22 protein-coding genes and 1 pseudogene are annotated in these 25771 nt (G+C 40.3%); 1 reads left to right on the top strand and 22 read right to left on the bottom strand.

Annotated elements, in window-relative coordinates; genetic code table 11:
- Positions 1-32: 32 nt before the first annotated feature.
- From polA to CS889_RS06930, 22 genes and pseudogenes are all read right to left on the bottom strand, one after another.
- A complete protein-coding gene (gene polA / locus CS889_RS07035; protein ID WP_172825135.1) occupies positions 33-2708 on the bottom strand; it encodes a DNA polymerase I in 2676 nt (891 codons plus the stop codon).
- Between the two features lie 70 nt (positions 2709-2778).
- Positions 2779-3960, bottom strand: coding sequence for a restriction endonuclease subunit S (locus CS889_RS07030; protein ID WP_089087245.1), 1182 nt, complete (start codon positions 3958-3960; stop codon positions 2779-2781).
- On the bottom strand, positions 3957-5993 hold the full coding sequence (locus tag CS889_RS07025) for an N-6 DNA methylase (RefSeq protein WP_089087244.1): 2037 nt from the start codon (positions 5991-5993) through the stop codon (positions 3957-3959). Before CS889_RS07025 ends, CS889_RS07030 begins: the two co-directional genes overlap by 4 nt.
- Before the next feature lie 34 nt (positions 5994-6027).
- Positions 6028-6603, bottom strand: a complete 576-nt coding sequence (locus CS889_RS07020) for a ComF family protein (RefSeq protein WP_001203585.1) — start codon at positions 6601-6603, stop codon at positions 6028-6030.
- Positions 6591-7166 (bottom strand): dTMP kinase, encoded by a 576-nt coding sequence (gene tmk / locus CS889_RS07015; protein WP_000289021.1) that lies wholly within the window; start codon positions 7164-7166, stop codon positions 6591-6593. The genes CS889_RS07020 and tmk overlap by 13 nt, the downstream gene beginning before the upstream one ends.
- A gap of 1 nt (position 7167) precedes the next feature.
- The gene (coaD, locus tag CS889_RS07010) at positions 7168-7641 is read right to left on the bottom strand and encodes a pantetheine-phosphate adenylyltransferase (protein ID WP_042636077.1); all 474 of its coding nucleotides are present in this window, start codon (positions 7639-7641) and stop codon (positions 7168-7170) included.
- Positions 7641-8204, bottom strand: a complete 564-nt coding sequence (locus tag CS889_RS07005; RefSeq protein ID WP_000780111.1) for a UbiX family flavin prenyltransferase — start codon at positions 8202-8204, stop codon at positions 7641-7643. The genes coaD and CS889_RS07005 overlap by 1 nt, the downstream gene beginning before the upstream one ends.
- A gap of 9 nt (positions 8205-8213) precedes the next feature.
- Complete coding sequence (gene flgA, locus CS889_RS07000; protein ID WP_089087243.1) at positions 8214-8870, bottom strand: flagellar basal body P-ring formation chaperone FlgA; 657 nt, start codon at positions 8868-8870, stop codon at positions 8214-8216.
- Positions 8867-10912, bottom strand: a complete 2046-nt coding sequence (uvrD, locus tag CS889_RS06995) for a DNA helicase UvrD (protein WP_172825134.1) — start codon at positions 10910-10912, stop codon at positions 8867-8869. Before uvrD ends, flgA begins: the two co-directional genes overlap by 4 nt.
- A complete protein-coding gene (locus CS889_RS06990; RefSeq protein WP_089087241.1) occupies positions 10912-13446 on the bottom strand; it encodes a tetratricopeptide repeat protein in 2535 nt (844 codons plus the stop codon). Before CS889_RS06990 ends, uvrD begins: the two co-directional genes overlap by 1 nt.
- 9 nt (positions 13447-13455) lie before the next feature.
- Positions 13456-14703, bottom strand: a complete 1248-nt coding sequence (serS, locus tag CS889_RS06985; RefSeq protein WP_089087240.1) for a serine--tRNA ligase — start codon at positions 14701-14703, stop codon at positions 13456-13458.
- The gene (locus tag CS889_RS06980; protein ID WP_089087239.1) at positions 14704-15501 is read right to left on the bottom strand and encodes a carbon-nitrogen hydrolase family protein; all 798 of its coding nucleotides are present in this window, start codon (positions 15499-15501) and stop codon (positions 14704-14706) included.
- Positions 15502-15504: 3 nt separating this feature from the next.
- Positions 15505-15765, bottom strand: coding sequence for an exodeoxyribonuclease VII small subunit (locus CS889_RS06975; protein ID WP_089087238.1), 261 nt, complete (start codon positions 15763-15765; stop codon positions 15505-15507).
- Between the two features lie 9 nt (positions 15766-15774).
- On the bottom strand, positions 15775-16515 hold the full coding sequence (gene ubiE / locus CS889_RS06970; protein WP_089087237.1) for a bifunctional demethylmenaquinone methyltransferase/2-methoxy-6-polyprenyl-1,4-benzoquinol methylase UbiE: 741 nt from the start codon (positions 16513-16515) through the stop codon (positions 15775-15777).
- Between the two features lie 9 nt (positions 16516-16524).
- Positions 16525-16971, bottom strand: a complete 447-nt coding sequence (gene hemJ / locus CS889_RS06965; RefSeq protein WP_000395098.1) for a protoporphyrinogen oxidase HemJ — start codon at positions 16969-16971, stop codon at positions 16525-16527.
- A gap of 9 nt (positions 16972-16980) precedes the next feature.
- Positions 16981-17553 (bottom strand): YigZ family protein, encoded by a 573-nt coding sequence (locus CS889_RS06960; RefSeq protein ID WP_089087236.1) that lies wholly within the window; start codon positions 17551-17553, stop codon positions 16981-16983.
- The gene (locus CS889_RS06955) at positions 17540-18670 is read right to left on the bottom strand and encodes an ABC transporter permease (protein ID WP_089087235.1); all 1131 of its coding nucleotides are present in this window, start codon (positions 18668-18670) and stop codon (positions 17540-17542) included. The genes CS889_RS06960 and CS889_RS06955 overlap by 14 nt, the downstream gene beginning before the upstream one ends.
- Complete coding sequence (locus CS889_RS06950) at positions 18667-19755, bottom strand: ABC transporter permease (protein ID WP_172825159.1); 1089 nt, start codon at positions 19753-19755, stop codon at positions 18667-18669. Before CS889_RS06950 ends, CS889_RS06955 begins: the two co-directional genes overlap by 4 nt.
- Positions 19756-19775: 20 nt before the next feature.
- The gene (locus CS889_RS06945; RefSeq protein ID WP_000071798.1) at positions 19776-20765 is read right to left on the bottom strand and encodes an HlyD family secretion protein; all 990 of its coding nucleotides are present in this window, start codon (positions 20763-20765) and stop codon (positions 19776-19778) included.
- Positions 20766-20776: 11 nt separating this feature from the next.
- Positions 20777-22309 (bottom strand): TolC family protein, encoded by a 1533-nt coding sequence (locus CS889_RS06940; RefSeq protein WP_089087233.1) that lies wholly within the window; start codon positions 22307-22309, stop codon positions 20777-20779.
- Entirely contained in the window at positions 22306-23655 is a 1350-nt protein-coding gene (locus CS889_RS06935) for a hemolysin family protein (protein ID WP_001981016.1), read from the bottom strand. Before CS889_RS06935 ends, CS889_RS06940 begins: the two co-directional genes overlap by 4 nt.
- A gap of 103 nt (positions 23656-23758) precedes the next feature.
- Positions 23759-25357 (bottom strand): annotated as a pseudogene (locus tag CS889_RS06930) (inorganic phosphate transporter).
- Positions 25358-25497: 140 nt separating this feature from the next.
- Here CS889_RS06930 and CS889_RS06925 point away from each other — a divergent pair.
- Entirely contained in the window at positions 25498-25767 is a 270-nt protein-coding gene (locus CS889_RS06925) for a NifU family protein (RefSeq protein ID WP_000569296.1), read from the top strand.
- The last annotated feature ends 4 nt before the right edge of the window (positions 25768-25771 follow it).

The raw sequence follows: 25771 nt of genomic DNA, 5'->3' as shown, positions 1-25771 counted from the left end.
ATAATATATTTTTTCTTAAACTCAATTAAAAACTAACCTTTTAGTTCATTCCAACGCTTAGCGATAAACGCGCTCGTTTCTAACGGCACCCTCAAAGGATACACTTCATCATTAAGAATGCGTTGGATTTCTTGCTGCAACTCTGGGGCGTTTTTTTCTTCAATTTCAAAAATCAATTCGTCATGCACTTGCAAAAGCAGCCTCACCGAAGGGTTATTTTTGAAACGCTCGCTCACTTTGAGCATGCCTAATTTCAATAAATCGCTCGCGCTCCCTTGAAAAATCGCATTCACGCCCTCTCGCAAATAATTGCCCTTGACATAATCATTCACGCCATTAAAATCAAACACCCGGTAACGCCCCAGCAAAGTAAAGGCCTTAGAAGTTTTTAAAATCTCTTCTCGCATGCCATTTAAATAATCTTTAATGCTAGGGAATCGCTTGAAATACGCTTCTATGTAACTTTTAGCCTCACTTAAAGGGATGTTTAAAGTTTCGCTCAATTTCTTACTCCCCATGCCATACACCAGCCCAAAATTAATGCTTTTAGCGATGGATCGTTTTTCTTTGGCCAGATCTTCTCCAAACAACGCTTTAGAAGTTTCTAAATGGATGTCTCGCCCCTTTAAAAACGCCTCCATTAAATCCTTATCCTGGCTGAAATGGGCTAATAAGCGCAATTCAATCTGCGAATAATCCACCCCTAGCAAACAATATTCTTTAGAGCTAGCGATAAAGCCCTTACGAATGAGTAAGCCTTTAGGCGATCGCACCGGGATATTTTGCAAATTAGGCGAATGCGAGCTTAAACGCCCGGTAGCTGTGCCGGTTTGGATGAAAGTGGTATGGATTTTATCGTCTTTGTCTTTTAAGCGCAATAAGGGAGTGGTGTAAGTGTTAAAAAGCTTATTCAATTCCCTGTATTCTAAAATCAAAGGGATGCTTGGGTGCTTGTCTAGGATTTTTAACAAATTTTTTTCATCGGTAGAATGGCTTTTATTTTTAGGAAGCCCTAATTTTTCATACAAGACTTCGCTAAGTTGCTTGGGCGAATTGAGGTTAAAATCCACGCCGATTAAATCCAAAATTTGGCGCTCTAAAACGTTTAATTCATCTTTAAACTCCTGCTCTAATCGCTTGAAATAAGGCGCATCAATCTTAAAGCCTTGAAATTCCATGCCCATTAAAACTTTCATGAACGGCGTTTCAATGTCTCTAGCCAAAATAAGCAAACCCTCTTCTAGCCCCCCTTTTTCAAAGTATTCGCACAAACGCTTTAAAGCGTTTAATTCCAAACTCAATTGCTCTAATTTTTCCGCCTTGCTTGTTGTTTTAAAATCTTTGATTTTTTCATGCGGGATTAAATCTTCTTTTAAATATTCCTTTAAAACCTCATCAAACCCCACTTTTTCCGGATTCTTTAAAAACGCTAAAATTTGAGTGTCCTGGATGCGGATGTTTTCTAAAGACACCTGATATTTGGCTTTTAAAAAGCTCAATAAAGGCTTTAAATCATGCCCAATGATTTGCGCATGCTGTAACATTTGAGAAAAAGCGTTTTGCAAAAACTCCAAAGAAAAGGGCGAAAATAACGCCTCTTCTAAAGGTAAAAAATAGCCTTGATCTTGTAATAAAAACGCTAGGGCTAGAACTTTTTTTTCTTTATCTAGCACCAAACGCATAAAAACCCTAGCGTTAGGGTTTTTTAATTTTTCTAAAAACATGCTCAAAGGCTCAGCGCTTTCTAAAACGATCATGCACGATTTTTTAGGGGCGTTTTCTAAGGCGGGGGCGCTGTCTAATATGGGGGCGTTTTCTACAATTAAAGGGGATTTTTCTAAATCCCTTAAAGTGGAAATAAAACCATATTCTTTCAGTTCGTCTTTGATTTTCAATAGGGGGTTTTCGCTAGGAAAAGCGCAACTTAAAAAATCAAATTCTTTAATGCACCCTCTTTCTAAAGTGGCTAATTCTTTGCTTAAAAACGCGCTCTCTTTGTCTTGTATAAGGGCTTGATACATTTTAGGGCTGAGTAAATTTTTCGCCAAGTCTAAATTTTCATAGATTTTTTCCAAGCTCCCTAATTGTTGTAACAATTCCTTAGCGTTCTTGCTCCCAATGCCCTTAATCCCCTTGTAATTATCGCTGCTATCCCCTACAATGCCCTGATAATCCGTGAATTGACTCGGCAAAATCCCGTATTTTTCCACGCAATCCTTCGCCAAAAACTCCGTTTTGCCATCAAAAAGCGCGATTTTATCGCTCAAAAGCTGGTTAAAATCCTTATCTTTAGAATAAATGCGCGTTTTATAAGGGCTTAGCGTGGCTAGAGTAGCGATCACGTCATCGGCTTCAAACCCGCTCATTTCCACGCAAGTAAAACCCATTTTTTGCAACCATTCTAAAGCGATAGGGATTTGTAAAAGCATCTCTTTAGGGGCGTCTTTACGATTTTGTTTGTATTCGCCCAGTTTTTCAGCTCTTTTAGTTTTAGTCTGGCTTTCTAGGGCGAACACGATAAAAGGCATGTTTTTTTTATCCTTATAAAATTTTTTAACCATGCCCACAAGCCCCGTTAAAAGCCCTGTAGGAAAGCCCTTATCGTTGGTTAAAGGTTTTGTTTTAGCGCTCATGTAATAGCTTCTAAACAAATACGCAAAAGTATCAATTAAAGCTAAAGTCCCTTCTTTAATGACTGGCTGCTCCATTATTCAACCCTCTTCAATCAAGCGAATTTTAAGTTTATTGTAACACAAGCGAGCGCGCTTAAAACCCCTTTTAAAATAACGAGTCTTTTTGAACGGGCGCTTCTTGGCTGATGATTTCTTTTGTAGCCTGGATTTGAGCGCTGCAGTATTGAACCACGCCTTGAATGGTTTGTTTCATTAGGGCGTTGATGATGGTGCGCATGAAATGGAAATCAATACCGCCATGTGGGTTGGTGGGGAGAATGATTGACATTTCACTAGCAATTTTACGATTGAATTTATTACCATAATCAAAACGCCCACAAGCTACTTTTTTAAAAGCCACAACGATATAGAGTAAGGTTTTTTCATTCCAAAACTCATGGTATTTTAAAGGGTATAGCCCTTGCACATGCGAATACCCTATAAAAGGTCTTTTTTGATAAAAAATACCCTCTGAAGTCGTGGTATCGCTATAAGTGATCTGATTGCCCTTTTCGGTGGGTTCTAAAGGAGAATAACCGCTTATCCCATTGTTCAAACTAGAATTGGTAACGACTGGATTTTTTGCGTTACTATCAAATAAATGAGGGTTTGTGAGGTTATAGGCTTTTGTGGGGCGTATTTCAAACAAATCCCCTAGTTTGAAGTGTTGCCATGTTAAGCCGCATGGGGTATTACCCCCCCCAGAATTGTTGCCATTGAAAACGTTAAGGGCGTTTTCTTCATCGCTAGAAAGGGTGGTGTTTTCTAGCCCTGTAACTTTTAAATAAGCCTCAAGTTCGGCTATGAATTTTTCCATGAAATGAAAATCAATATCCTCAAAGGTTTGAGTGTTAGCGGTGGGTTTTAGGGGTAGAATGACCTTATCGTTTTTAATTTTTACCCATGAGCACATGTTTTCATAGCCGAATTTTTTAGGGTAACCAAAAAATAGCGTGGATAAAAACAAACCGATTTTATGGTTGATTTCAAATTTGGGTTTGAGAGAAAATACCCTAGCGTGTGTTACCATTTTATAAGGAAAACTGCGATAAAACGCGCAACCAAACATGTCAATAGTGATAGTATGGCTTTCAAAAACTTTTGCTTTTATATCGCTTTGCCCTAAAACGCCATTATTGCTAAGCCCTGCGGTGATGACAAATTCGCCCTTATGATTGATATGGCGTTTTTGGATGTCAAAATCGCCGTTACTCGCTTCAAACAAATCCCCTAATCTGAACTCGCCCCACTTAATAGCGTTGAGTTGGCTACTAAGGGGGCCAATCACTTTGGGGGCGTTTGATTTTTTAAAATCAAGCCCACTTCATAAGAAAGGTAATCAGCTATCGTTCTTTTAAAATCCTCTAATTCGGGTTTGGTGTCGGTGGGTTTATTTTGGTTCCAATCGCTCCCGTTTTTGGGGTCTATGGTGTTTTCATAGTAGTCATCTTCGCTTAAAAATTTCAAACATGATTGGCCAATATGGACTAAATCCACGACTTCGTTGTAGCGCTCTTTGGCGTTATGCGTGTCTTTTAAATTGTGGCTGGCTTTGGCTTTTTTGCGATTCGCTCTAGCGTAGCCGTCGTTACTGAAATTAATAAATTTCACCTTTTGCTTAGCGTCATGCTTTTCATTGACCCTAAAAACATAGATATGGGTTTGAACGCTGCTTTTGCCGATGAATAAATCTAAAGGCATTTTAATGCTCGCTAAAAGCGTGTGTTTTTCCAAAATCCTTACATTGTATTCTTTGGCTTTGCCACTGCCGGCGCTTGATTGGATGATCACGCTCGCATAACCGCTTTGCATTTTTTCTAAAGCCTGCTCCACAAACACCATGCCATTACCGCTAGCGGAATAAGGCGGGTTTAAAACAAAAGCGTTAGCTTTAAATTCTTTATTATTGACTTTGCCATCAAAACCGCTCAAGCTGTCTTGGTTTAAGATTTGACTGCTCCCATCGCCCATTAAAATCATGTTTAACACCGCTAGAATATAGATTTTTTGTAATTTTTCTATGCCTAAAAGTTGCTTGGCTTTAATGTGGGCGATTTTTTGCTCTAATTCCTTTGGGCTAGTGATACGCTTTTTAGCGTCTTCTATCATCAAATTCATGCTTGCGACTAATAACCCAGCGCTTCCGGTAGCAAAATCCCACACGAAACTATCCTTATTGACTTTGGAGAGTCTGGCTAAAAGCGTGGCGACATAAGGAGGCGTGAGCACCACATCGTTTAATTGGTCTTGCGTGAAACCCAGCCAGCGATACATTTCATTGAACAATTTACCGGTAAAATCCGTGCTAAGACCGATTTTATAATAAATGCCCAAATTATCCACGATTTCACTAAAACAGCGCTTCAAACGGCTTTCGCCATTAATGGCTTTGTTGTCGTTTTCGTTTTTTAATAAAGGCTCTAATAAAGAAATGATGCTTTGCTTTTTTTCTTGGGGCAAATGCTTATACTCTAAAAAGGATTGGATTTTTCTGAGCATGATGTCGCCATCTCTTTGATGGACCTCATCGCTAGATTTTAAATCTTCTTTTTTTAGGGGGGCTACCAAATTAGAGATGCCTAAATTAGCGATAATGCTCGCAACCACTAAATACAAACGATCTTCTTCGCTTAAAGAAAGCTTGTCTTTTTTATAAATATCATTATTGAGACAAGTCAAGCAGTCTTCTATTTCTTGGTTTTTCTTTTCTCTAATGCGCTCTAAATCTTCATCGCTTAAAGAAAGGGTGTCTACTCGTTTAATAAAGTCGTTAAAATGCTTACGGCTTAAAAAGGATAGATCACTATAAGCTTGCTCGCCTTTTGAGACATCTATCCCCATGCCCAAATTGCTTTTATTCACATAATAAACAGCGATTTGAGAGCATATGCCGCCTTTATTGTCTTTATAGCCTGTGATGCCTATGGCGATGCATTCAGTGTAGTCCGTGTGGTGTAAAATCGCATTAGCGTAATGCAAAGCCCCATTTAGGGCGTATTCTCTAATGTTTTTATAATGAGGCTCATGGTTTTTAAAGTTTTCTACCAGTTTGTTTTTGTCTAATTTAATGAGCTTATCTTTTAATCCTTTGTATTCTATTAAAATAGGGATTCTTCTGTTAGGGTCTTGTGTGTTTAATAAAAGTTTCACATCAGGGCGGTTACCCCCTAAACCCCCACTTTTAGAAGCGTAATTTTTTAAAGCTTCATCAATTTCTGTATTCAGGCTTTCTTGCTCTAGTTTATAGTCTAGTCCATAATTTCTTAACTCGTTGTTGAACTTATCAGCGATTTGAGGCTCAATGGATGGAACTTTATTCATGGGTTTATCCTTTTTTAAAAAACAAAATTATAACTCATTCATCCGCGCTGCAAAGCGCGATCGCAAAGTGCGCTTTAATGTTTAAAGCTTTAAGGTATTTTAGGGCTTCTTTTAGGGTGGTGCCGGTGGTGATAATGTCATCTAACAAAAAATAATCTAAATTTTTATCGCCTTTGAAGGTGAAATCCCGTGGGTGGTTAGCGCGAAATTCCAGGCTTTTCCCGGCATATGAAATAGTATTTGTGGCTCTTAAAGTCCCATAAGTGGGTTTTAAATTGCCTTGACAAAAGCCTTTTAAAAGCGCGGCGGAATGCGAGTAAAAGGATTTGATTTTATCATCAATGGCGATGCCATAAAGGGGGATATTCAAGCCTTTTTCTTGTAAAATCCTTACAAATTCCGCGCCGGCTTTTTGAGAAAGCAAGGGCAAAATGCGAGAACCAATCAGCGCGTATTTGCTTTTAATGAGCTCTTCTATTTCGCTATAAGCGTAAAAACTATACACGCTCACGCCCTCTAAAACCCTCACTTTTAAGCTTAAGGGCAGATCGTTTAGGCAATTGGGGCAAAGAGGCTTAAAAGAAAGCTTCAAACAGGTTAAACAGCGCATTCTATAAAGGCGGTGATTTGTTCGTGTAAGTTTTTAACGCTTTCTTTAGCGTTTAATTCCAAAACTTCGCACCCGAATTTTTCTTTTAACGCATAAGCATGAGCTTTGAGCTTTTGCTGGATGGTGAGTAATTTCTCTGTGCCTTGGTTTTCTATTTTGTCTAAACTTTTAAGGCTTAAGCGCTGTTTTAAGCCCTCTTTATCTATGAGTAAAAGAACGATTTTTGCAGGCAAGATGCTTTGAGTGGCAAGCAGGTTTAATTCCAAGCTTGAAAACTCGCTATAAGCCATGCCAGAAATCAAACTCCTGTCGCTAATGATGAGCTTTTTTTCTTTTAAAGCCGGTTTGATCACGCTTTCTGTATGCTCAGCCCTATCGCTTAAAAATAAAAACGCTCGGGCTAATTCGCTGATATTTTCATTTAAAGCGATATATCTTAAACTTTCGCCCATTCTCGTCCCCCCTGGCTCTTTGGTAAAAAGGGCGTTTTTAAACCTGTTTTTTAATAATTCTACTTGAGTGCTTTTGCCCGCGCCATCAACGCCTTCTAACGCCACATACATTTTAAACCTTTGAAATCAAAGGATAAATTTCTTTAGGCACTAAATGGCTCGCATCGCCCTTATGCGCGATAATGGATCGCACGATAGAAGAGCTGATGAAAGCGTTTTGCAAAGTGGGCATGAAATACAAGGTTTCTAATTCGTGGTTTAAGGATTTGTTCGCATAGCCCATTTGCAATTCGTATTCAAAATCGCTCACCACCCTTAAGCCCCTAACTAACACCTTACAATGGTATTCTTTAGCCAGGTTGGCTAATAGCCCTTCAAACGCAACGCATTCTACATTTGTAAAACTTGTAGTGGCCAGTTGCATCATTTTTAAGCGCTCATCTAAACTAAACATGGGGTTTTTAGCACTTGAGTGCGCCACAGCCACAATGAGCTTTTCAAACAATTCGCTGGAGCGGTGGATGATGTCTATATGCCCGTTAGTGACCGGATCAAAAGTGCCCGGGTAAATGCCGATTTTTTGCATCAGTTCATTCCCCATCGTGGGTATAAGTCATTTTCTATTCCCAAGCTGTCAAACCACTTCCCCACTAAAAAATCTTGCATCGCTTCTAAAGTCTTGCTCTGGGTGTAGTAAGTCATCATCGGCGGTGCGATGATCGCATTAGAATGGGCGAGTTTGAGCAAATTTTCTAACATGATAGCGCTTAAAGGCATTTCTCTAGGGGCAATGAGTAAGGGGCGCTTTTCTTTAAGCATCACAGAGGCACTCCTAGAAATCAAATCCCCCCCAAAGCCATGCGCGATTTTAGCCACCATGTCCATGCTCGCCGGGATGATCGCCATTTTATGGATACCATAGCTCCCTGAAGCGATGCTCGCATGGATGTCTTGCTCGTTAAAAAAAGTCGCGCTAGGCCGTAAGTCTTTCATGGCGTTTTTAAGATTGATATTCGATTCTTCTAACGCCACGACATGCGCGTTTTTAGACGCCACGACAAAAACTTCAATTTCTTTGGGTAATTTCTCTAAAAACCGCAAGGCTAGGGGTATCCCGCTCGCCCCGCTGATGCCTAAAACTAATTTCATGAATATCCTTTATAAGATTTGCGCCTTAGAGCTGCTCAACACTTTCGCTTTTAAGATTTTATTGCTTTCTAAATTTTTCGCTTGAATGATTTGATTAAGTGCACCATTTTCTAGGGCTTTTAGGCTTATTTCTATGCTGATTTGCCCCTCTTCATACACCCCGGTGATGATGTCGTTTTTACGCACGATGATTAAAGCTTGGGTTTTATCTGTGCTTAAAAGCGTGTCAGGGGGGATAAAATGTTTCGCGCTCACTTTATCAATCGCGCCCTCTAACAAGGGGTTAGAAAGCGCGCCAAACGAAACGCGCTCTTTTTTGGTGTTGTTAGCGGTGATGTTCTCGTCTTTTTTAATCGCGCTAACGCTTTTAAAAGCCTGCATGCTGCCTATCACGCTATAACGCACCGGTAGGCGTAAATTAGGCTCATTTTCCAATTTTAAAAACACAACCCCATCTTTTTTAAGCTTGTTAGAAGCGCTCAATTCATAGCTTAAAATGGAAGCGTGAGAAAAACGCTCCGGGATTTCTAAATTAATTGTTTCAATTTCCAATTTTAAGTCTTGGTATTCTTTGAGGTAAGTTTCTTTGATCCCTGTTTTAAGCGTGTTTAAATCTAGGGCGAAGAGCGCGTTTAAACCTATCAAAAAAAGGGTTAAAATTTTCAAAACTCGTTATCCACTTTTTCTACAAATTTTTCTGAGATTTTATCATAGACATTCCCTCCGCAATTGATTTTCAAACACAAACCGCTCAAGCCCTTTTCCACGCCTAAAACCCTACCGGTGCCAAAAATCTTATGTTTGATCAAATCCCCCACTTTAATGGGCGTATCTTTTGGGTGATCCTGTTTAGGGGTTTGATCGCTTTTGAGCAACTGGGCTTCTTCTAAAAACACAGAGGGCGAGCAAGAAATTTTCCTCCCAAAATACGAACGCTCTTTGACATAAGAGAGCTGCAATCCTTCTTTAGCCCTAGTGATCGCCACGTAAGCCAAGCGCCTTTCTTCTTCCAAATCGCTTTCTTGATTGAACCCCCTATGCGGGAAAAACCCCTCTTCTAACCCAATCACAAACACATGCTTAAACTCTAACCCCTTACTCATATGCACGCTCATGCAGCTCACTTTTTGCGCGTTTTCTGTATTATGGACATCTAGCACGCTTTCATTCAAAAAATCCAGCAAAGAATGCGTGGGGTTAGTTTTAAAATGCTCTTTCACTAAACTTAAAAGCTCTTTAATAAAGCCCTCTCTTTCTTCGTAATTGTCTTCTTTTTCATAGCTTTTTAAAAGGTTAGTTTCTTCTAAAAACCGCTCGCAAAACTTCTCTACTGAAATTTCAAAAGCCTCCCTCAAACGCCCTATCATAGCGGTGAATTTATTCAAAGCGTATTCGTTTTTAGGGTTTAGTTTGTCTTTAAACGCCCCAATTTTTAGCGCTTCTTCTAAATCCAAACTCTCTTCATCTAAAAGAGAAAAAATCCATTCTTGAGTGATCTTGCCAAGGCCTCTTGGGGGCTTGTTTAAAACGCGCTTAATAAAAAAGCGATCGTCTTTTTTCGCCACCACATGCATGAGTGCCAAAGCGTCTTTAACCTCAGCTCTTTCATAGAAACTCACCGCTCCAATGAGCCTATAAGGGATATTCAAAGCGTTCAAGCTCTCTTCAATGCTGCGGCTAAGCCCGTTTAAACGATACAAAATAGCGATATTTTCTAAATTTTCGCCCTTCTTTAAAAGGGCTTTGATTTGATAAGCCACATCCAGGCTCTCTTCTTTTTGCGTTAAATATTCCTTACAAACCACGCTTTTATGCGAGCCTTTGAAACTTTGAAGCGTTTTAATGTGGCGGTGTTGGTTATGGCTGATAAGGGAATTAGCGCACGCTAAAATTTCAGCGCTGGAGCGGTAGTTGGTCTCTAATTTCACTATTTTAGCCCCTTTAAAATGCTTGGAAAAATTTAAAATGTTAGAAATATCCGCCCCCCTAAAACCATAAATGCTCTGATCGTCATCGCCCACCACGCACAAATTATGGTGCGCGCAACTCAATTGTTTTAAAAATTCTAGTTGCAGGGCGTTCGTGTCTTGGTATTCATCTACCATAATGTAATGGTAGCGTTCGCTAGTCTCTTTGGCGAGTTTTTCATTATCTTGTAAAATCTTAAGGCTCAAATAAAGCAGATCGTCAAAATCCACTAAATTGTCTTTTTTGAGCGCGTTTTGATAAAGTTCATACGCTTTATAACATTCGCTATCTTGCACGCTCAAATCCATCATGCCGTTTTTGATTTGAGAAATGCTCGCCCTGAAGTTTGAAATTTTGAGCTGCTTGCACAGCGTTTTGACTTCATCGCTATCTAACACCGAAAAATCGCACGCCCTTTTTAAAAGGCTCATGTGTTGCCTTAAAAACAGCAAACCAAAACGATGGAAAGTGCAAAGCAAGGGGGGGATAAGGGCTTGGTTTTCCAACAATTTCAAAGCCCTTTCTTGCATTTCCTTACTCGCTTTATTGGTGAAAGTGAGCGTTAAAGTGTTCTCGCTAGGCACGCCACAAGCGCCAATCAAATACGCTAAACGGCTCGTTAAAGTCTTAGTCTTACCGCTCCCAGCTCCCGCTAAAATCAATAAAGGCCCTTGAATGTGGCTTGCGGCGATTTTTTGCGCTCCGTTCAAATTGTCTAAAATGCTTTTTTCAAAACCCATTATTCTAAAAACTCGCCCTTTTCTTCTTGGTTCAAACGCTCTTTTAAAAGGTTAGTGTCAATTTCAAAATCAAAATAAGGCGACGAAAAATCAGAGGTTTTAATGGCTAAAAAATGGTTTAGCGCTGATTTCAAGTCCCCCTTTCTTTGATACAACAACCCTAAAGCGTAACGGATATTTTCATTATTCGGATCGTCTAATTTCCCAAGCTCTAGCCATAAAGCGGCGTTATTGTAATTATTCTGCGCGATATAAGTCAAACCCGCTAGGATTTTTAAACGCACCTCATTATCCTTAAGCCCATCAATTAAGTTTTGATACAACGCGCCCGCTTTTTCATACTGGCCTTGAAACAAACTCACTAGCGCTAAATTTTCCAACCAATCGTTAGGGGCTTCGCCCTCTTCTAAACTGGCGATTTTTTGCTCTAATAATCTTTCTTGATGATCTAAATCATTGACCATAAATCCCATGTAGGTGTAGAAATGACGCCCTAAAATGGGCCCTTGCATGGTTTGATCCCAGCTGATTTTATGCGAATCTAAAAGGGTGTAAATGCTTAAAGTGTGGCGGATACTCGCATCGTAATACGAGACGATTTCATAAAAAATATTAGAGATGAGATCTTTAGGGAGCATTTTTTTTAAATTCCCAAAGGATTGCACCATCAATTTTTTATCCTTGCTCTCTTTAGCGAACACCGCTTCTAGCGCGTAATAAAAAGGGAGCTTTTTAGGGGCGTTTTTGAGCCAGTCCATATCCCAATTCGTGCGGTAATTCAAATAAGCGATGAGCGAAGAGAGTAAGGCTTTTTGCGTGGGGCTAGAAAAATCATGACTATAAAAACCCTCTGTGATTTCTCTTAAAAACTCCGTGGTGTCTTCGTGGGTGAAATGTGAGGCTAAAATCGCAAAAATCGCGCTCAAATAATCCGCAGAATTCAAATGGAAAGCCCTTAAAAAATGGAAATAAGCTTTGTGGTAATTTTCCAATTGCGCATAAATCAAGCCCACATTATAATGCAGAAGCGCGTTATTGGGGCTATTTTTTAAAGACAAATCAAAAAAAGAAAGGGCTTTTTTTAACTGCTTATTTTCTAACGCTTTCAGCCCTTTGAGCGCGTTTTTATCCGCTATCGCCATCAAACGCCCCCTTTTAAAAGCAAGGCTTGCCCCCTCTAAATCCTTTTGCGTATCAGAGTCTAAAAGAAACAGCCCCTCTTCAATCACGCCTAAGGTTTCTTTAGAGTCTAAAACCTTAAAAGGGGCGTAATAAAACAGCAAGCGGTAGATAAAATCCCTTTTGCCTTCAAAATATCGCGTGTTCCAAAAACGCTCTTTGGCTCTTTCTTTGTCTAAAAACATAGGGTTTATAGTGGGCTTGATGGGGTAAAAAGAGTTGGCTAATAGCGTGTCTTCTTGTGTGTGGCTGGCTAATTTTAAGGCTTCGCTCGCTTTAAGGGTATCGCCTCTTTTCAAGCTCACCAATTCCAAAGCCATTAAAGCGTTTAAATCTTTAGGGTAGTTGTGCAAATAATGCTGCAAATGCTCCAAAGCCTGCTTGTAATGGCCCAAACGGGCCTGCAAAAGCCCTAAAGCGATCTCATCTTGGGCGTTCGCGCTTTTTTGCAATTGCTTATAGGCGTTAGCTTCATCTTTAAACATCAAAAACAATTTAGACGCTAAGCGCGCGTTAGGCTTTAAAAAGGCGTTGGAATTAGGGTGCATTAAAGGCGAAAGGGCTTCAAAATACTCTCCAGCGTAGTAGGATTTGAGCGCGTAAGCGTAGGAATAAAAAGACTTTTTGTAATCTTTATACAGAGTGTCTCTCACAATTTTTAGATAATGATAATACAAATCCTCATCTTGCAAATGATAAGCACTCACTAACGCATCAATCGCGCTCACGCTCGCGTTTTCTTTAGAAGCGATACTGGAATCAAACAAATCCAACGCCCCGTTAAAGTCCTTTTCTTTGAATTTAATCACCCCTAGATTATGGCTCGCAATCCCTTGCGAAAAAGAAGCGATCTTATCAAACAAATGCAAGGCTTCATCTTTTTGCCCTTGCTCATACAAAAGGCTCGCTTTTTGCATCATCGCATCCACTTGGCTTTCATCGTTTCTTTTCAAAGAGTCTTTGCCGATTAAATCAGGCAAGTCTAAATTTTCTATTTGCCCTTCGGCTTCTGTATTGTTGGCGTTATTGGTGTTGTTAGGCGTTTCGTTATTGGTGGTGGCGGTATTAGTTTGTAAAGAAGTTTGTTGGTTTTCTTTTTTATGCCCTAGTAACAAACTCAAAGCCACAATGAGCGCGATGAGTGAAAGCAATATCCCAAGCGCGATATAAAGCTTTTTTTTATTGCGTGAAAGCTGTTTGAAAAACTCTTTAGAGCTTTTGATTTTATTAATCGTCTGCTCCAAAGCCTGCTTCAAAGAGGGGATTTTAGAATGAATGCCCTTTAAGGGGGTTTCTTTTTCGTTTTTGTTTTCGCCCCCTTTTTCTTCTAATGAATTTTGCTCTTCATTCAGCACGAACTAGCCTTAAAGGTATTTTTCTAATGCCTTAGGAATATGGATGCTCCCATCCGCTTGCTGGTGGTTTTCCATTAAAGCGACCATCGTCCTGCCTACCGCTAAAGAAGAGCCGTTTAAGGTGTGCGCTAACTGGTTTTTTTGATTTTCTTTGAAGCGGATTTTGGCACGCCTAGCCTGAAAATCCCTCGTGTTAGACACGGAGCTGATTTCTCTGTAACAATTTTGCCCAGGCAGCCACACTTCAATATCTATCGTGTTACTCGCGCTAAAGCCTAAATCCCCACTGCACAATTGCACGAACCGGTGCGGTAATTCCAAAGCTTTTAAAATCTCGCTCGCGCTCTCTAGCATGCACTCTTGCATCGCATCGCTTTCTTTAGGGTGCGTGATAACCACAAGCTCTACTTTATCAAACTGGTGTTGTCTTATCATCCCCCTTGTATCCTTTCCAGCGCTCCCTGCTTCGCTCCTAAAACAAGGCGTGTGCGCGGTCATTTTAATGGGGAGGTTTTCAACGCTGATAATGGTGTCGTTGTATAAATTGGTGAGCGTTACCTCAGCGGTAGGGATCAGATACAAATTTTCATTTTCTATTTTGAAAACATCTTCTTTGAATTTGGGTAATTGCCCGGTCCCAAAAAGCATTTTTTCATTCACTAACGCCGGCGTATAGACGATTTCAAAGCCGTTTTTTTCATTAAAATCCAGCATTAAATGAATGAGCGCGCGATAAATTTTCGCCCCAAAACCCCTAATGACCGAAAAACGGCTTTTGGCGAGTTTCACGCCGCTTTCAAAATCAATCCAGCCGTTTTGTTGAGCGAGTTCAAAATGCTCTTTGGGTTTGAAAGTAAAATTTCTTGGGGTTAAGATTTTTTTAATTTCTATATTGTCTTCTTCATTCGCGCCTAAAGGGGTTTTTTCATCCACTAAATTAGGGATTATGGAAAGCTTTAAATCCATTTCTTGTTCTGCTTCGCCCACGCTTTTGGAAAGCTCATTCAGTTTGATTTTATTGTTTTCTAGCTCTTTTTTAAGATCGCTTGTATCCATTTTTTGAGCCATTTTGATACCAAACTCTTTAGAAACCTTGTTTTGAAAGGCCTGCAAGCCTTCTAATTCAATGAGTTGCTTTTTATAATGCGTGATGACTTCGCGCAAACGCTCCAACTCATCACCCATCGCATGGTTACGCTTTTTTAAAGAAAGAGCCACCTTGTCAAAATCTTGCAATAAAAGTTTTCTATCAATCATTCAACCCTCTTTAATCGTTCTAAAATGCCACAATTTAGCCCATTCGTCTATATCGTTTTTATCTATTTGAGCGCTCAAAGCCCCCATTTTACCCTCTAAAGAATCTTCAATAGCGCCATTAGGCAAAGCCACAAAACTATCCCCATAAAATTTCCACAAGAATTCGTTTTTTTGATCTCCTTCTACAAGGATCTGGCGATACGCCCCAATCCTATTGGCCCTAACCACCACGCAAGAAGCGCAAAAAGCGCGCATCTGGCACAAAAGCCGCCACCTTTCATTGGATTCAAAAGTGGCCACGCTGCTTAAAAGCACCACATCCACGCCCTGATTTTTAGCCTGAACCCATATTTCATCAAAATGTGCTTCAAAGCCAAACAAAGGGGCGATTCTTAAGCCGTCTCTTTCAAAGACGAGCAATTCTTTAAAAGCGCTTTTCTCATTGTCAAAAAAGCTTTCTTCATCCCAGTGAGGATAGGGGATTAGGCGTTGTTGGGTGTAATACTGGATATTTTCTTTAGAAATGAGGGCGATTTTTTTATAGATTTTAGAATCTTCTTCTAAAAGCACCGGGGCTGAAACGATCAAATCTAATTCTTCGCATTTTTGCGACAAAAACTCCATCGCTCGCGCAGACTGCGCGTTAATCTCATTCAAATCCAATCCCATGTTATGGTGGAAAAAGCGGTTGATCACATATTCAGGCAACACCACCACGCTTTTCTTGGGTATGGAGTTGAATAGGGATTGCATGAGAGTTTCTTCAAAAGACTCTAGCTGTAAGGCAAACACTCGCATGCTTTAAGCCTTTTTGTCTGGCGTTTGGAGTTTTTCATACTCTGAATAAGCGTTTTCTAAAAGCTTTTGAGCCAAAAATAATTCTTGCATGGCCGTTTTATACAAATCCATCCCGTCTTTTAAGGATAAATTAGGATCATTCAAGCGATCTATGGCTCGCTCTAGAGAATGAACATGCTCTTCAAAGTTTTTTTTAGGGGCGTTTTTAGCGTTTTTAGCGTTTTTTTGAGGGGCTTTTTCGGTTTCAAATAATTCATCTTGCATAACATTCCTTTAGCTTTTTTTAACAAGCATGGTCGTTGAAATTTGAGCGATAGAATCTTCATTCCTTAAAACCTCAAACCCTGCGTTTTTTAATTCAAATTTCAAACCCTCCAAACTCAAAAACCCCTCAATGGACTGCGGTAAATAAGAATAAGCGCCATAATTCTTACTGATAGCCCCTCCCACTAAAGGCAAAACCTTATTCGTGTAAAACCCTGAGATTTTATCCAACCATGTGGGGTTGTCTTTTTTTAAAAATTCTAAAATCACTAAAACGCCCCTGGGTTTTAACACCCTAAAAAACTCCTTTAAAGCTTCTTGTCTTTCCACGATATTACGCAAGCCATACGCAATGGAGAGGATATCCACGCTGTTATTTTCAACGCCTTTTAAATCTTTGGCTTGAGCTTGGATGAAAGAAATTTTGTTTTCAAGCTCTTCACATTTTTTAATGGCTAATTCAAGCATGTTATTAGAGGGGTCAATCCCCAAACATTCTTTAAACTCTATACCGCAATTGAGGGCGCTTTTTTGCCAAGCCACAAGCATATCCCCCGTCCCGCATGCCACATCCACAAGCCTTAACGCTTTCTTGTTTTCCAAAAACAAAAACGCATGCTCGCAAGCCCTTTCTCGCCATTTAACGTCTAAACCAAAACTCATCAAGCGGTTGGCTTGATCGTAAGAGCTGGCTATATCATCAAACATGTTGATGATTTTTTCTTGCTTGAGGCGATTTTCTTTTTTCATGATTGGTCTTTAAAAAGGCTTGACAACCACTAAGATCACAATGAGGATCATTAAAATCGTGGGTATTTCATTAAACACACGATAAAACCTTGCGTTTCTTCTTGTAGGGTCTTTTTCTAGCTCGCGCATGCATTTCTTGCAATAAAAATGATAGGCTAAAAGTAAGATCACTAAAGCCAATTTAGCATGCAACCACCCCCCACTTTTAAAAAGCGTTGGCTCTATCAATAACATCAAAATCCCTGTAATAAGCGTGAAACCCATAGCCGGCGAAGCGATAAAGGAATAGAGCTTTTTTTCTTGGATTTTAACCACGCCTACAAACTCTTTTTTATGGGCGTTTTCTGCATGATAGACAAAAAGGCGCGGCAAATAAAATAACGCCGCCATCCACGAAATGACCGCTATCACATGGAAAGCCTTAACCCATAAAAAATACCCGCTCAAAAATTCCATTCATTCTCCCTAATTTATCTTATTTTGTTGTAAAAACGCTTGCAAATTTTCTCTTTCGCCGCTGATTTCCACTTCCACGCTTTGGTTTGAAAAATTCTTTTTGCTTAATTGTAAGCTAAATTTCTTAATTTCACGCTGAAGAGCGTCTAATTCTTTGTAAGAATAATGAGCGCTTAAAGTTTCCAACTCCACAAAATCCTTCAAAGCGTTTTCTCTTTGAGCGTTTTCTACGCACAATAATGCGCTCTTAGCATAAGCTTTCATCAAGCCCCCCACCCCTAAAAGCGTGCCTCCAAAATAACGCACGCTCACTAATCCTATATTAATCAAATCTTCTCGCCTTAAAACGCTAAGCACAGGCATGCCTGAACTCCCTTTAGGCTCGCCATCATCGCTAAAACCCTCCGTGATTTTACCCTCTAAAGAATAGCGAAACGCCGTTACAAAATGCGCGGCTTTAAAATGCTCTTTTTTCAATTGCAAAAGGGTTTTTTCAAAATCATCAAAAGGCATAAGATACCCTAAAAAACGAGACGCTTTAATCTGGTGCTTGGAGGTGATGAGGTGTTTAAGCGTTTTCACAAGCTTTCTTTAAAGAGCTGAGTTTGAACACGCACCCTATAAAACTCACGATAAAAATCGCAATAAGCGCATAAAAATGGATAGAAACATCTATAAATTCCGCATGCATTTGATTCAATCGCCCGAGCAAACTGATCCCATGATAAGCAGGCACTATTTGAACGAAGATCTGTAAATAAGAGGGCAAGGATTCAAAAGGCCACACAAAACCCATCATAAAAATCAAGGGCAAAGAAGAAATCAAAACGATTTGAGTGGTGTGGGCTTCATTTTTGATCCATGCCCCTAAAAACGACCCCAAACTCAAGGCCGCAAGCATGAAAATCAAGCTATTCAAAAACACCATTAAAGCGCTCCCATGCCGTTCGATCCCATAAAAAGAAAACAGCGCCCCAAAATACCATAAAATAAAAACGCTAAACGCCCCCATGAACACCAAGAGTCTTGCGCACAGCCTTAAAGCGATTTCTTTTTTGTCTAAAAAGGCCAATTCCAAACGCCTGGAGCTAGTAAACATGCTGCTTGTAATGAGCATCACCTGGTGCAAAATGAAAATAAACACGCTAGAGAGCGCGTAATTCAAATACCCCTCACTAGGGTTATACAAAGCGATAGGTCTGATTTTAATCCCGTCTGTCCCTAATTCAGCTTCTTCTATTTGGGCGTTGCGTTTGAACCTTATTTCATCATTTAAAGCGTTGATGCTCTCCACCACCGCATTCGCTAACGCGCCATAAATCAAAAAGTAATTGGCGTTCGCATAAAAATCTATCGTTACAGGCACTTGTTTATAAATATTGGCTTCAAAATGAGAGGGAATGTGTAAGATCCCATAAATTTTTTCTTCTTTTAAAAGCTTTTTGGCTTCCAGCATAGAGGGGCTAAAGAAAGCGATTTCTAACTCGTTGGAGCTTTGCGCCATGAAGGCTAATTGCCTAGAAAGGAAGGAATTGTCTTCATCTACAAGGGCGATTTTTTGCTGCGTTACAATGTCTTTCAAATAAGGCAAGGGATAAAGCAAGCCATAGATTAAAGGAGCGCCTATAAGGATCAATAAAACGCCCTTATGAGAAACAATGGCTCTTAACTCCATTAAAAGGATTTTAAAAAAATTCATGCGCTAGCCTTGTCTTTTTTAAAAGAAAAATAAAAAACCAAAAGCCCTAAGGCTAAAAAGATTAAAAAGAACACAAGCGGCATTAACGAATTTAAAGATTCTGTAAAATCCGTCTTATAATAGGCCTCTTGTAAAAAGAATCTCATAAAATGGCTAATGGGCAAGCAATGGCTCCAAAAATCCCCAAAAATTTCCATGTTGTTTTGCGGGTAAGTCACCCCAGCAAACGCAAAGCTTGGAGCGGTATAGACCCCAATCGCGCCAGCGGTTTCAATAGCGCTTTTTGAAACGCCATAAACCAACACCACAAACCCGCTCATAATGAGCGTCATCAAGACTACCGCTAAAAAGACTAATGACAAATGCGTATAATTCCCCTCCATGCCAATGAGATTAAAATAAAACGCCATGCCCATTCCCCAAAAGCTAAACACACACGCATTCGCTACAATACTGATTAAAAGCTCTCGCATGTTAGAGGTTTTTTGAATGAAATTGAGCATGCCAATCGCAATAAAAATGAGCCACATGCAAGGCAGCATCACGCTTAAAAGGTATTGCGTGTAATTGTTTTCTTCATTGTATAGGGCATGCAATTGCAAAACAATAGGTATCGCTTGGGCTTTAGCAGAAATCAAATTGGAATCTCGCACTAAAGCTTTGGTGGCTAAGGTTTTAGCGTCTAAGGTCAAAGCGGTTTGCAAAAAGGCGTTTTTGAGCGTTTTGCCCACTAAAACGTATTCAGCGTTATAATAAAAGGGCAAATCCACTTTTCGCCCCATTTTGATTTTTTTCTCTAAATCTCTAGGCAAAATTAACGCCCCATACACTTCAGCGGAGTTTAAAAAGCGTTTGGCTTCTGAAAGGCTAGTAACCTGGTATTTGATTTGAAGCGCGCTCGTTGCGCCTAATTCAAACGCCACTTGATGGCTTGTAGTGGTCTTATCCAAATCCACCACCACGATAGGGAGCTGTCTTGGGGTCTCTTGTTTAAAGATTTGCGTGCCTAAAACCCCTAAACAAAAAGGCAATATAAAACACACGACAAACAAGAACTTGTCTTGTAAAACCCATGCGCTTATCAATCTGAACAAAACAATCCCTTTTAAGGTTTAATGGTAACCAACACGCTCATCCCCACCCTAAAGTTTTCCAACTCTTCTAAGGGTATGGCCTCCACTTCATAGCTTTTCATGTCGTAAGTGTTGGAATTATTCGTCGCTTTCCAGGTCGCAAAATCCCCCATCACGCTCAAATATTTGACCCTGAATTTCGCGCTTCTTTTCAACGCTGGGATATACCCTTCAAATTCCTTACCCACTTTAAACTCGTTCAAATACTTTTCAGGCACGCTGATTTTTAACCAACTATCCTTTAAATCTATCATGAGCACCACAGGAAAGCCCTTAGGGCTAAGCTCGCCACCGCTTAAAAGCACGTTACTCACTTCCCCATCAATAGGGGCTAGGGCTTTAACATCTTTTAAATAGGACTCCACTTCATTCACTTGCCCTAAAGCCGCGCTCTCTTTAGCCTTAGCGGCAATCTTACTTTCAGAGCTCGCTCCCCCTAAAGCCATTTTATACTTTTGGTAAGCCGCACTCTCGTTGTATTTGGTGCTTTCATAAGCCGCATAGGCTTCATCGCGCTTTTGCAAACTCGCCACGCCATTGTCATACAAATCTTGAACGCGCTTATAAGTCTCTTTAGCCAAATTCGCTTGGGATTTTGCCGCTTGCCAAATGTCCCTCGCAGAATTGATCGTTTCATCTCTTGAGCCTCTTTTCACTTCATCGCTAAGTGCTTTAGCGGCTTTATGCCCGGCTTCAGCTTGAGCGAGCTTGGCTTCTAATTCAGGGCTAGAAATGCTAAAAACCAAATCGCCCTTTTTAATGTGATCGCCTTTTTTAACAAACACCTTTTCAATGCGACCAGGGACTTTAGAGCTCACGCTGTATTCCCTAGCCTCTAAAAACCCTTGCAACACTTCAGCCTTAGGGCGATAAGCCAAATAAAAAAGCACGATTAGCCCTAATAATAAAGCCCCACCCCCTGTAAGAATCGCTTTATTTTTATCCAACATGCTGTTTGACATGATTTTTTCCTTTAATAAACAAATTCATAAAATAAATCAATGTGATCGCTTAACGCCATTAAATTCGCTAATGAAACGATGTATTTATAAGCCACGCTTTTTTGCTCCACAATGATAGAAGAAAGCGTGTTCCTCGCATCAATGACTTGAGCGTTCGTGCTTAAGCCTTGTAAAAAAGCCTGCTCTTGGAGTTTTAGATTTTCTTTGGCTAATTCCACGCTAGAAATCAAACTCTTGTATTCTTTCAAATAAGAAAGCGTCTCTTTATAAGTCTTATTCACTAACAATTCCATGTTTTTTTTAGCCTGGATTTGTTCGCTACTCACCTGTAATTCCGCTAATTTGCTCGCTTGGTATTTTTGGATACGTCCTGTGGGGGAGAGTATGGGCATGCGCCCAGCCACGCCCACAAACCAATTAGGGATCATGTCTTCAAACACCGAATTGTTTTGTTTCATGAGATAAGAGCCAAAAAAATGCACTTGGGGCAAGAATTTAGCGATCTGTAATTTCGTGTTTTCTTTAGAAATTTGAACCTGGTTTTCTAAAGTTTTTAAAGCCGGGTAGGAATTGAGCGTGGAAGAAACAAAAAAGCTCAGATCGGGCAGATTTTTCTCAGTGTGGATCTCCAATTTGCTTGAAGGCGCTAGATCGTCCTTGCTGGATAGAATAGAATTGAATGAGAGTTGCGAAACCTCTAACACGTCTTTAGCCTTAACGCTAGCGATATGAGCCTTATCATAAGCCACTTGAGCGCTCAAGGTTTCTACCCTAGCGATCTGCCCTACTTTTTGCATTTTCAAAGCGTTTTGGAAATGCTTGTAATGGCCTTTTTCCACCTCTTCTAAAGTTTCAGACACTTCAGCGTTTAACACCATGCCATAATACACGCTCACAAGCTCTTGAAAAGTGGAAAGCTTTTTCAAGCGATACACTTCGTTAGCGTCTTTTTGCATCAAATCCGCAATGCGCACCATCGTGAATCTTGCCCCGCCCATATAAAGGGGATAAATAATGCTCAAAGCCCCAAGCACCACATTTTGCTTAGAAAACAATAAGGGGGCTTCTAAAGTGCTGCTCAAAGCCCCAAAACCTTGCATCACCCCTTGCATGCCCGCTTGGATTTGAGGGGTTAATACTTGAGGGGGGATATTTTGCTGGATGTTTTGCAAGCCTTGATGGATCTGGTTGGTGGCTTTTTGCACGCCCGCTTGTTTTTGGCTGGCAAAATCCATTTTAATAGGGTTAGAAAGATACACGTAAAACGCGCTCAAATCAATTTGAGGCAAAAAAGAAAGCTTAGCCGCTAATTTCATTTTACTCGCTCGCTTAATGGCGTATTCTTGCGCATGCAAGCCTTCATGATTGGATAACACCCTAGCCCATGCGTTTTTTAAAGAGAGTTTTTGAGCGTTAGGGTGGTTCAAAGGCAGGCTATTTTCAGCCAAATTCAAAGAAGAAGGCTCGGTTTGAGAAATCCCATCAACAGCGCTTAAAGAGCTATTGAATAGTAAGCCCAATACAAAGAGGGTTGTTTTTTTCATGCTTCATTTTCTCCCTGATCTTGTTTAACCGCTTTCAAGCGTTTTATCCTAGCCCCATCCACGCTTAAGACTTCAAAAGAATACCCATGCGAAACGATTGTATCCCCCTCCATAGGCATGCGTTCTAACAAACTAAAAACATACCCCCCAAGCGTTACCTGCTCGCATTCTTTGTCAAATTGGATATGAAGCACTTCTTCTACGCTTTCTAAATCCAGCATGCCCTCTAATTCAAACACGCCCTCTTCAAGCTTGTTCACGCCCTCTTGTTTTAAATCGTATTCGTCGCTAATCTCTCCCATGATTTCTTCAATAATATCTTCCATAGTGAGCAACCCGGCCGTGCCGCCGTATTCATCAATCACCAAAGCGGTATGGATTTGCTCTTTTTTCATTTTAATAAGGATTTGAGAAATAGACGCGCTTTCAGGGACGATGATCATTTTCCTAACGATTTGCTTGAAATCATGCATTTTGGGAGTAAAAATAGAGCGAGAAAGCAAGTCCCTAATATGCACCATGCCGATAATATTATCCTTAGAACCCTTACAATAAGGGTAGCGCGTGAAGTGGCTTTTTAAAACAATGTCTATATTTTCTTCATAGCTATTTTCTTCGTCCAAACACACCATGTCTTTTCGTGGGGTCATGATTTCTTTAGCGCTCGTGTCAGAAAAATCCACCGCGTTTTTAATGATTTCGCCCTCCACCGAATCAATGATGCCCTCTCTCAAACTCTCGCCCACAATGATTTTTAACTCTTCTTCAGAATGCATGCCCTCATGCTCTTTAGGATTGACGCCCATCTTCCTTAAAAAAAAATGAGCGATCACATCAAACAAACGCACCACCGGATAAAACACCACCCAAAACACATGCAAAGGGCGTGCGGCAAAAAGGGTGGCTTTTTCAGATTTAGCGATCGCTAAAGACTTTGGCACAATCTCGCCCAACACGACATGAAAAAAAGTGATGCTCAAAAACGCTATAACCACGCTCATTGAATGGATGAAAATAGAATTATCCTTTAAATCCACAGACTCTAATAGCGCGGCTAACAGCCTTGCGATAGCAGGCTCACCCACCCAACCTAAAGCTAATGAAGAAAGGGTGATGCCTAACTGCGTCGCGCTCAAATAAGTGTCTAGTCTTTGACTCATCTCTAAAGCGAGTTTAGCGTTGGAATTACCGATTTTAACCAGCTCTTCTAAGCGGGTTTTACGCACTTTCACAAGGGCAAACTCTGAAAGCACAAAAAAAGCGTTCAACAACACCAGTAAAAAAGCAACCATCAACATCAAAATCGACTCAGACGGATCCAAATAAGCTCCTTGATTCCTCCCCATGACTTTAAACCTAAAACCTAACGATAAATATAAAATATATAAAATCTTAGAATTTTAACATAAAAGATTAAGCCTAACTTTAAAAATCAAGCCTTTAAAAACCCTAGAAATACTTTTCTATAAAACCAAGAGCCACAAAAAGAAGCGCCCCTAAAAGCGCAGAAACCGGCACGGTTACCAACCAAGCAGTAACAATCTTTTTCAAAATGGAGCGTTTGATCACTTCTTCTTTATACACTTTTTTAAGCGACTTTTTTCTTTCTTTTTCAATTCCAAAGCGATGGCGGTGTTCTTGCTTTTTTTCAAGCTCTCTAGCATGAGCGATTTTTCTTTCAAATTGGCTTTATCAAAGCGCTCTAAAAAGCCTTCAATTTCTTCTAAATCTTCCCCAAAGTGCGCCGCTACAATGTTGTCTCTGATTCTAGCAAAACGCCTTCTGGATTGCTCCCTCAAACGCTCCCTTAAAAAGCCCACCCCAAACACCGCGCCCACCACAATATGCGTAGAGCTTACCGGTAAGCCTAATTGAGAGGCTAAAAGCACGGTGATGACTGCTGAAAGCGCGATGCAAAAAGCTTGCATTTTGTCTAATTCTGTGATTTCAGACCCCACCGTTTTAATAAGCTTTGGCCCATACAAGCTCAAGCCTAAAGCGATCCCAGCTGCCCTACTACCATGATCCACAACGGCACAGAGTTTAAAGTACTCCCCATAGGGCTGCTCGCATCTTCTAAAGTTTGACTGATTGCGGCTAAAGGGCCAATAGCGTTAGCCACATCATTAGCCCCATGGGCAAAGCTTAAAAGCGCAGCAGCAAAAATCAAAGGGACATTGAAAAGCTCATTGACGCTTTCGTGGCTATTTTCTAATTGCGGGGCTTTTTTTAACACAAATCTTTTAAAAAGGATAAAAATCAAAAGCGCAAGGACACAACCGCAAGCCAGCTGGATTTCAAAACCCACCGCATAGAGGCGTTTTAAAACCTTCACGATCAAATACCAGCTAAAGGCTAAGCTCATCAACGCCACCAAATAAGGCACAACCTTTAAAGCCGCACTCTTTTTATCTTCTTTATAAGCGATAGTCTTTTTAATGAGCATTAAAAAAAACATGGCTATCAAAGCCCCATTAAAGGCGAGATTACCCAACTAGCCACAATGCCGGATAAAAAATGCCAATTGATAGCAGACATTCCAGCTGCTGCCATTCCAGCCCCCATAATCCCCCCCACTACAGAGTGTGAAGTGGAAACGGGAGCGCCTATTAAAGTCGCCACATGCAACCATAACGCCCCACTGAGCAAGCTAGCCAACATGACATTAATGAAAACATGCGCATCGTTAATAAATTCAGGCGAAACGATACGGCCCTTAATCGTAGAAACCACTTCCCCCCCAGCAATGATCGCTCCAAGCATTTCACAAACCGCAGCGATCAAAATCGCCCCACCCATGCTAATGGCTTTAGAGCCTACGGCAGGGCCGACATTATTAGACACATCGTTCGCGCCAATATTCATCGCCATATAGCCCCCAATCACAGCCGCAAAAATGAGCAACAATCCCTTAGAATTAGCCTGCCCAAAAATGAGAGCGAGCAAAGCGGCACCAATGAGGAACAAAAGAGCGAGAGCGATCTTTAAAGTGTCTTTTTGGAGTTTTTTGGAAGCTTTTTCAAACTCTTTGATGTTTTTAATTTCCATATCGTCATAAAAACCTTATCCTAATAGTGAGTCCATTCTATCCAATTAGCCCTTGAGCCACTCTTAAAAAGAGTCGTTTGATAAAAATGGCTCATTATATGGTATCTTAAAGTAAAATTTTAAAAATAAGGTTTTTAAAAATGATAGAATTTAGCGATGAAGATTTACAAAAACCGGTGCGTATTGTGATAGAAAAGATCCGCCCTTACTTGCTCAAAGATGGCGGTAATATTGAAGTGCTAGGGGTGAAAAGCATGAAAATTTATGTGGCTTTAGAGGGAGCGTGCAAGACTTGCTCTAGTAGTAAGATCACTTTAAAAAATGTCATTGAAAGGCAGCTTAAAATGGATATTCACCCCAATTTAGAAGTGGTGTGCTTAGAAAACGCTAAGGAGTTTGATAAGCTTTAAGGAT

Source organism: Helicobacter pylori (assembly GCF_900120335.1).
In the GTDB taxonomy this organism is placed as follows: domain Bacteria; phylum Campylobacterota; class Campylobacteria; order Campylobacterales; family Helicobacteraceae; genus Helicobacter; species Helicobacter pylori_BU.
This window is presented reverse-complemented; position numbering and strand designations above follow the sequence as displayed.

Bases quoted from the DNA above. Each gene is read 5' to 3' on its own strand.
- polA (WP_172825135.1), bottom strand. From the start codon at position 2,708: ATGGAGCAGCCAGTCATTAAAGAAGGGACTTTAGCTTTAATTGATACT.
- CS889_RS07025 (WP_089087244.1), bottom strand. From the start codon at position 5,993: ATGAATAAAGTTCCATCCATTGAGCCTCAAATCGCTGATAAGTTCAAC.
- CS889_RS07020 (WP_001203585.1), bottom strand. From the start codon at position 6,603: ATGCGCTGTTTAACCTGTTTGAAGCTTTCTTTTAAGCCTCTTTGCCCC.
- tmk (WP_000289021.1), bottom strand. From the start codon at position 7,166: ATGTATGTGGCGTTAGAAGGCGTTGATGGCGCGGGCAAAAGCACTCAA.
- coaD (WP_042636077.1), bottom strand. From the start codon at position 7,641: ATGCAAAAAATCGGCATTTACCCGGGCACTTTTGATCCGGTCACTAAC.
- CS889_RS07005 (WP_000780111.1), bottom strand. From the start codon at position 8,204: ATGAAATTAGTTTTAGGCATCAGCGGGGCGAGCGGGATACCCCTAGCC.
- uvrD (WP_172825134.1), bottom strand. From the start codon at position 10,912: ATGGGTTTTGAAAAAAGCATTTTAGACAATTTGAACGGAGCGCAAAAA.
- serS (WP_089087240.1), bottom strand. From the start codon at position 14,703: ATGATTGATAGAAAACTTTTATTGCAAGATTTTGACAAGGTGGCTCTT.
- CS889_RS06980 (WP_089087239.1), bottom strand. From the start codon at position 15,501: ATGCGAGTGTTTGCCTTACAGCTAGAGTCTTTTGAAGAAACTCTCATG.
- CS889_RS06975 (WP_089087238.1), bottom strand. From the start codon at position 15,765: ATGCAAGATGAATTATTTGAAACCGAAAAAGCCCCTCAAAAAAACGCT.
- ubiE (WP_089087237.1), bottom strand. From the start codon at position 16,515: ATGAAAAAAGAAAATCGCCTCAAGCAAGAAAAAATCATCAACATGTTT.
- hemJ (WP_000395098.1), bottom strand. From the start codon at position 16,971: ATGGAATTTTTGAGCGGGTATTTTTTATGGGTTAAGGCTTTCCATGTG.
- CS889_RS06955 (WP_089087235.1), bottom strand. From the start codon at position 18,670: ATGAATTTTTTTAAAATCCTTTTAATGGAGTTAAGAGCCATTGTTTCT.
- CS889_RS06945 (WP_000071798.1), bottom strand. From the start codon at position 20,765: ATGTCAAACAGCATGTTGGATAAAAATAAAGCGATTCTTACAGGGGGT.
- CS889_RS06940 (WP_089087233.1), bottom strand. From the start codon at position 22,309: ATGAAAAAAACAACCCTCTTTGTATTGGGCTTACTATTCAATAGCTCT.
- CS889_RS06935 (WP_001981016.1), bottom strand. From the start codon at position 23,655: ATGGGGAGGAATCAAGGAGCTTATTTGGATCCGTCTGAGTCGATTTTG.
- CS889_RS06925 (WP_000569296.1), top strand. From the start codon at position 25,498: ATGATAGAATTTAGCGATGAAGATTTACAAAAACCGGTGCGTATTGTG.